Source organism: Sphingorhabdus sp., from assembly GCF_044239005.1.
GTDB lineage: Bacteria > Pseudomonadota > Alphaproteobacteria > Sphingomonadales > Sphingomonadaceae > Sphingorhabdus_B.
Map to the genome: position 1 here is coordinate 1 of NZ_JBIICH010000106.1, position 7,054 is coordinate 7,054.

General features: G+C 55.9%; 6 protein-coding genes and 1 pseudogene. 2 read left to right on the forward strand and 5 right to left on the reverse strand.

The window, feature by feature from the left end:
- Positions 1-929 (forward strand): annotated as a pseudogene (locus tag ACILQA_RS08690) (DNA polymerase III subunit alpha); the annotation flags it as partial.
- A gap of 65 nt (positions 930-994) precedes the next feature.
- The gene (locus ACILQA_RS08695; protein WP_324476543.1) at positions 995-2,593 is read left to right on the forward strand and encodes a long-chain fatty acid--CoA ligase; all 1,599 of its coding nucleotides are present in this window, start codon (positions 995-997) and stop codon (positions 2,591-2,593) included.
- Between the two features lie 35 nt (positions 2,594-2,628).
- On the opposite strand, the gene ACILQA_RS08700 is transcribed toward ACILQA_RS08695, so the two are convergent.
- The 5 genes from ACILQA_RS08700 to ACILQA_RS08720 form a co-directional block, all read right to left on the reverse strand.
- On the reverse strand, positions 2,629-3,717 hold the full coding sequence (locus ACILQA_RS08700; RefSeq protein ID WP_395629344.1) for a PA0069 family radical SAM protein: 1,089 nt from the start codon (positions 3,715-3,717) through the stop codon (positions 2,629-2,631).
- 88 nt (positions 3,718-3,805) lie between these two features.
- Positions 3,806-4,315, reverse strand: a complete 510-nt coding sequence (gene moaB / locus ACILQA_RS08705) for a molybdenum cofactor biosynthesis protein B (protein ID WP_395629345.1) — start codon at positions 4,313-4,315, stop codon at positions 3,806-3,808.
- 4 nt (positions 4,316-4,319) lie between these two features.
- Positions 4,320-6,077 (reverse strand): lytic transglycosylase domain-containing protein, encoded by a 1,758-nt coding sequence (locus tag ACILQA_RS08710; protein ID WP_395629346.1) that lies wholly within the window; start codon positions 6,075-6,077, stop codon positions 4,320-4,322.
- Positions 6,078-6,103: 26 nt separating this feature from the next.
- Entirely contained in the window at positions 6,104-6,865 is a 762-nt protein-coding gene (locus tag ACILQA_RS08715) for a uracil-DNA glycosylase family protein (RefSeq protein ID WP_395629347.1), read from the reverse strand.
- An 8-nt stretch (positions 6,866-6,873) separates the two neighbouring features.
- Positions 6,874-7,054: hypothetical protein (locus ACILQA_RS08720; protein WP_395629348.1), on the reverse strand; the 181-nt coding region annotated here is incomplete at its 5' end.

Genomic DNA, 7,054 nt, shown 5'->3' on the forward strand with positions numbered 1-7,054 from the left:
GTTTCAAAAGCCTAGATGATTTCGCCAACCGGGTTGATCCCAGTCAGATAAACCGGCGTAGCCTTGAAAATCTGGCTGCTGCTGGTGCGTTCGACGCGCTGGAGCCTAATCGCGCTGCCGTGCATGGTGCTGCAGAAACGCTTTTGGCTGCGGCACAGTCTGCGCGTGATTCCCGTGAAAGCGGGCAGGGTGGGCTGTTTGGTGAGGGCGGCTCCGACATGGCAGCCTTGCGGATTGATGGGCGGCTATCATGGGCGCCAGGCGAGCAGATGAACCAAGAGAAAGACGCCTTTGGCTTTTATTTCTCTGCCCACCCATGTTCGCAATATGATGCGCTGGCCGCGAGCCATGGCGCAAAACCCTATGCGGTGTGGCTGGAGAGCGGCCCAATCCCCGAAGGCGTGCGTCGCGCCGCCACCATGTCTGCGCTTATTGAAGGCGTGCGCTGGCGCGAATCCCGCAAGGGCAAGCGGTTCATGATTGCCGATTTTTCCGACATGAGCGGACAGTTTTCGGTGCGTTGCTTTGATGAGGCCGTGGGCAGTCAACTGGCGGAATGGGCTAAGGATGCCGAATGCCTTTTGCTGCATTGTGAAATGGATATGCGGGCAGGGGACGAAGTGCCCAGCTTCACGGTAAAAAGCGCAAAAGCGCTTAGCGGGCTGACAAGTGTATCGCGGTTAAAAATGCAGTTGGATGTGTCGCAAGAAACGGCCATTGCGCGTCTGGCCGAGATGGTTGAGCCGCTGCAAGGCGGGCGGAGCGAACTTATCATCAAAACGCGGTCTTCCGATGGCCAATGGGTGCAGATCGTGCTGGGACGCAAATATCGTATAGACGCGTCTTTGCTGGACCAAGTAAAGGGCATTGAAGGCATAGATAATGTTGAACTTTCACCGATTGGGCCGAGCCTAGCATTGGTGCATTGATCAGCAGCAAACACGGAAATATACGCCAAGAATATTGGCGACGTTAGATGAGGGAGAGAGCTTGGATGTACGGTACGATGCAGGATTGGGACCTTCGGGTAACTCATTTAATTGATTATGCAGCGCGCGAGCATGGCACGCGCGAAATCGTAACGCGTTGGGCTGACGGCACTTTTGAACGGACAAGCTGGGCGGGCGTCGCGGCCGAAGCTCGTAAGCTGTCGCAAGCCTTTGCCGGCTTTGGCCTGCAAAAAGGGGACCGGATCGCAACCTTTGCGATGAACCACCATCGGCACCTTGCCACTTGGTATGGGGCCATTGGTTTTGGCGGCGTTATTCATACCGTCAACGTCCGGTTGTTCGACGAAGACCTGATCTACATCATGAACCACGCGGAAGATAAGGTGTTGATGTATGATGCCATGTTCCAGCCAATTATCGACCGGATAAAGCCGCATCTCAAGACCGTTGAACATTATATCGTGTTTGACCGCGACGACAGCTATGGCGCATTGATCAACGGCCAAGACGGCAATTATGAATGGGCGACCGGCGACGAGCGTGACCCATGTATGCTCTGCTATACCAGCGGTACGACAGGTAATCCCAAAGGCGTCTTGTATCAGCACCGTTCGACGATGTTGCACGCGATGGCGGAAATCGCGCCGAGCATATTCGACCTCAGCCCGCAGGCGGCTTTGTTGCCCATCGTGCCGATGTTCCATGCGGCGAGCTGGGGTCTGCCATTTGCGGGGGCCGCGGCAGGCGTTAAATTCGTCTTTTCCACCACCAATGATGCGGCGACCTTGCACGGGCTGATGCTGAAGGAAGGCGTCACGCATAGCGCGGGTGTGCCGACCGTTTGGCTCGCCATGTTCGCACATTTGGATGCAGAGGCTGCCGCCGGACGCGATGCGTCGCTCGGTAAGTTGCGCCTTGTCACCATTGGCGGTTCCGCTGCGCCCCGCGCGATGATTGAACGCCTCATGAAGGCAAATGTCCGCGTATCGCACGCATGGGGCATGACGGAAACGTCACCTATTGGCACAATGGGCGCGCCCACGCCGAATTGGGATGAACTAACCCTCGACGAGCAAATAGACGTTGTGTGTAAGCAGGGCAGAACGCCATTTGGTGTCGAACTGCGTGTCATTGATAAGGACGGCAATGTCGCCCCGCGTGACGGCGTGACTTCGGGTGCGCTTCAGATACGCGGACCTTGGGTCATCAAACGCTATTTCAAGGCGGAAGCGGATACAGTCGACGCCGACCAGTGGTTTGATACCGGTGATGTTTCTGTGCTGCACCCGGATGGTACGATGCAGATCACCGACCGCGTCAAAGATGTTATCAAATCGGGCGGCGAATGGATTAGCTCGGTTGAGCTGGAAAATATCGCCGTTGGCTGCCCCGGAATTGCGGAGGCCGGCGCGATTGGCATTCCGCATCCCAAATGGGATGAACGCCCTGTGCTGATTGCCGTGAAGAAACCCGGCGCTGAGGTCGATGAAGCCACAGTGAAAGCATATCTCGCCGAACGCATTGTAAAATGGTGGATGCCAGACCGGGTGCTGTTCGTTGACGAGCTGCCACACACCGGTACGGGCAAGATCCAGAAGGTTGCGCTGCGCCAGCAGTTCAAGGATTTCGTTCTAGAGGATTGACCCCAACATTATGGGCAGCCGAGCAGCTGATATTTTCAAAACAGGCTCAGCTGCCCATTCATATTTGGCGGAACGAACAGGTCGGTTCTGACATTCCATTTGGAACCGTCCAAGCCATGTTTCTTTCGCGCGATTTGCATACGGGTGCGTATCAGCTCGGCCCAAGGACCATGGCCCTTCATCCGTGAGAAAAATTCGGCATCATTGTCTTTGCCGCCGCGCATATCGCGAATGATATTCATGACCTTCGCCGCGCGGTCGGGGAAATGAACGTCAAGCCAGTCGCGGAACAAAGGCGCGACTTCATGGGGTAGGCGGATGGGTATCGCACTGATGCTGGTCGCACCATGTTCTGCTGCTGCGGCGGCGATAGCCTCAATCTCATGATCAGTTACCGCCGGAATAATCGGTGCGATATTCACATGCACATAGATACCCGCGTATGAAAGTTTACGCACTGCCGCGAGCCGCGTCATCGGCGATGACGCTCTGGGTTCCAATGTCCGCGCGAGTTTTGCATCGAGCGAAGTTACAGATATGGCGACGCCCGTCAGTTGCTTGGATGCCAGCTGGCTTAACAGGTCGATATCATCAAGTACGCGCGCGGATTTTGTTGTGACGACAATCGGGTGTGATGTTTCCACCATCAGCGCCAAGATCGACCGCGTGATGCGATAGGTTCGCTCAATCGGCTGATACGGGTCTGTATTGGTTCCTATCGCGATGGGCGCTGGGCGGTATCCCGGCTTGGCGATCGTTTTGCGCAAGATATCCGCTGCGTTTGGCTTGGCGAAAAGACGGCTTTCGAAATCCAACCCCGGCGAAAGGTCATGATAAGCGTGCGTTGGCCGTGCAAAACAATATACGCAGCCATGCTCGCAACCGCGATACGCGTTTACCGAGCGGTCAAAAGGGACGTCGGGAGAATTGTTGAACGTGAGTATGGATTTGGCGAACTCTTCGGTCACCGTCGTCTTGAGCGCTGGCTTTCCGCCATCTAACGCTTCGCGCGCGTCCAGCCAGTCTCCGTCGGCAACACGACTGTTCAGGTTAAATCGGGTTGGTACCGCGTTTGTGGGCGCGCCACGTCCCTTTGTCACATTGTGTTCGACTGCATTCTCCATAGGCAAATTATGCCATAAGAATGAGAACATATAAAGAACAAATATGCGTTCAGTGCAATAGCACCATGAACGGCAGTGATCTGCGCATTTACCTTTCGGACAGGCGCGGCATGAGTTCGACGAAATTGCAGGGGCGGTGCCGGTTATCCAGCTGATGAACCAAAATCTGGTCCCATCCATCCTTCACCGCACCGTTTGAGCCGGGCAGCGCAAAGATATATGTGCCGCGTGCCAGCACCGCGCAGGCGCGTGACTGTATGGTTGACGTGCCAATGCTGGCGAAGCTTAGCCAACGAAATAGCTCGCCAAACCCTGGAATATCCTTGGTCTTAACGCGATCCAGTGCCTCCGGCGTCACATCGCGTCCGGTGAGCCCTGTTCCGCCCGTGGATATGACAACGTCGATATTTTCGTCATCGATCCAATTGTGCAGGCGTGCGGTTATCAATGCGGTATCGTCACGCAAAATTGCGCGTTCGATGATCTTATGCCCCGCCGCCCTGATGCGTTCAGCCAATAAATCGCCGCTGGTGTCATCATCCGGCCCACGCGTGTCGGATACCGTCAGAAGCGCAATATTGACGGGTTTGAAAGCCATGTTGTTATCGAGCGGCAATTGAGCCTCCTGTGACGCGGCGCGCAGTTACGGTGCCATTGGCGTCCGGAAATTTCGGCCACATATATTGGGCGAGCCCTTTCAAGCTGCCCGACGCTTTGTTTGCCCGCATCTCGTAAATCCAATAGTTGCGCAGGATAATCGCGACATAGCCACGCGTTTCCCAATAAGGGATGGATTCAATGAAAAGCAGCGGATCGCCATTGTCGCGAATTTCGCTGTTCCACCGCGCAAGCGGAACGGGACCTGCATTATAGGCCGCAATCACTTTGGGCAGCAGGCCACCCGTCGCGGGCAGATCGCGCAATTTTTCGAGATAGGATTGGCCATATTCGAGATTGATCGAAGGACGATCCAGTTGTGATGCAGCAAATGACGCGCCCCGTGCCCGCGCCATATCCTGCGCTGTGCCCGGCCGCACTTGCATGAGCCCGCGTGCACCCGCGGGGCTGACCACGTCCGTGCGGAAGTTGGATTCCTGCAACGTGTGCGCATAGACAAGTGCCGGCGTTACCCGCCAGCCACCGAGGGGTTCCCAATTCGGCATGGGATAGCGCGCCATGGCGTTGCTCTGGTTGCGTGCGGGGCCATAATGACCCAACCAAAACTGGGTGGAGGCAAGGTTCAGCGATCCGGCCAGCTGCGCCAAATTTGTATGCTGCCGCGCATCACCGATGCGCGCTTGATGGCGCAACGCTTCATCTGCAAGTTTCGTTTGGCCAATTTCGGCCAAACCGACCGCAAGGATTGCATTCTGCTGATCTTTCAGGCTGGCCCAATCAAGCTTTACGACTTTGGCTGCCCGGCGGGCGATGGGCTCCATGCCGAGCGCTTCGCTCGCCAACAGACCATAAAAGGTTTCGGGCAGCTGCGCCGCTCTTTGCATTTTTGGCTGCACAAATTGCGGATATTTCGCGGCCATCGCTGCACGTGCACCCCAAAACAGGCCTGCTGCCTTTAGGTCGTCATTGGCAGCGAGGCGTGAGACCACATCAAATGCCTCATAAGCCTCTGCATATTCACCCAGCCGCCACGACGCCAAACCATGCACCCATGCTGCCTGTGTGCCCCATTCGCCGCCAGCCGTGCGCGCGAGTGAAGACACACGTTTGGCAGACTGGTCGTCATTTTCGATATAATAGGACCAAGCGACGCGGTATTGAAGCTCTGTCAATGCTTCAGGGGAAAGCTCTTCGACCTTAGTTTCCAGATATTGCTCTGCGGCCAAAGGCTGATCGTCTTTGATAAACTGTTGAAGCTCGCTGCGAATAGCATCGCTCGCCGCGTTTGCGGGCAAATCGCGCTTTGGCGCACCACCAAGCCATGAGAAACGGCGGATGCCCGGGCGTTCAGGAAGAATTTCCGCACCACGCTTGCGCGCCATCGTGGCAAGCTGCTCCGCTTGCGGAAGATAGGGTGCCGACTGCAAAAGATCGTGCAATTGCGCGACCTCCACCTTTGGGCTGTCGGGGGCAAGATATAATTCGGCGCGCGCCATGGCGGCCATTGGTCCTTGCGGCGCTTCATCGATTAACCGTGCAGCCTCATCCCATTTCTGGTTTCGAATTGCGTCGTAAATTGCCGAAAAAACGGCCTTTTCCTTGGAATCCAAAACCGATGGAGCAACCTGCGTAGAAACGATAGCACGAAAGCCCTCGCTGGTATTTGCATGTGCAGCAGCCACCGGAGACAGCGCCAAAAGTGGGCCAAGCCACCTAAGTGCGCGTATTCGGCGGTTACGCATGTTTGCGCTATGTGCGTTCTTGGGGCTCACAAGGCATCCCTTTTTGCGAACATCTGCAAATCTCTCCACGCCTGTTCCTTCATGGCAGGCCGCGCGATGAGCGTACGCGGATGGAATGTCGTCAATGCGGCGATATTGCGGCCGTCATGGTTAACATTCCGTAATTCTGCGCGGGCGTTCATAAGCTCGGCGTCTAACAGAGCCTTGCAGGCGGATGAACCGAGTAAAATCACCGATGTGGGTTTAATGAGGCCGATTTGATGGCGCATATAATGGCCCAATTCCGGCAGCATGTGATCGGGCAACTCACCCGTCGCCGGCACCGTGGTTGCAAGCCACGTCCGGTAGCAATCCGCAATGTTGATACCAATCGCCGCCAACATACGTTCCAGCAAAATGTGCGCCGCAGACGTTCCCGCGGTTGCTTCATCGGCATCTGCCAAATCAGGTAGATCGGATATGATGACTATCGCGCTGTTTTCCGGGCCAATTGGGGGAATATGAACGGGGCCGAGGTCGTTGCCAGGAAGCGGTGCGCCATCGCGGACCATTTGTCGCAAGGTCGCAATATCATTGGGCCATGGAATAGACGGAACTTTCGGTGCAACAGGGACATTGGCGGCACTGTTATTGGCGGTAACAGACGGTTCTGCAGGATTCGTGACTTCATCGGTGGCCAGCCAGTTGACGGTTTCATCGCCCACGGCAGAATCCACTCCGGCCAGCGTCCACCAGCCAGTTAGTGATTCAACAGCCGCCAAGGCTGCAGTTTCTGCACGATCCTCCATAAATCCCTTCAGTCACTTGTTGACGACAGGGTCAATTGCTTGGCATGGCAATTTCCACGAGCTGTCCGAAAATTCGGATGGCCTGATTTACATGCCGGGTAAAGGATAAAGGCAATGAGTGAACGCGAGTCGATGCCATATGATGTTGTTATTGTTGGTGCGGGGCCAGCAGGTTTATCCGCGGCGATA

Bases quoted from the DNA above. Each gene is read 5' to 3' on its own strand.
- ACILQA_RS08700 (WP_395629344.1), bottom strand. From the start codon at position 3,717: ATGGAGAATGCAGTCGAACACAATGTGACAAAGGGACGTGGCGCGCCC.
- ACILQA_RS08710 (WP_395629346.1), bottom strand. From the start codon at position 6,077: ATGCGTAACCGCCGAATACGCGCACTTAGGTGGCTTGGCCCACTTTTG.
- ACILQA_RS08695 (WP_324476543.1), top strand. From the start codon at position 995: ATGTACGGTACGATGCAGGATTGGGACCTTCGGGTAACTCATTTAATT.
- moaB (WP_395629345.1), bottom strand. From the start codon at position 4,315: ATGGCTTTCAAACCCGTCAATATTGCGCTTCTGACGGTATCCGACACG.
- ACILQA_RS08715 (WP_395629347.1), bottom strand. From the start codon at position 6,865: ATGGAGGATCGTGCAGAAACTGCAGCCTTGGCGGCTGTTGAATCACTA.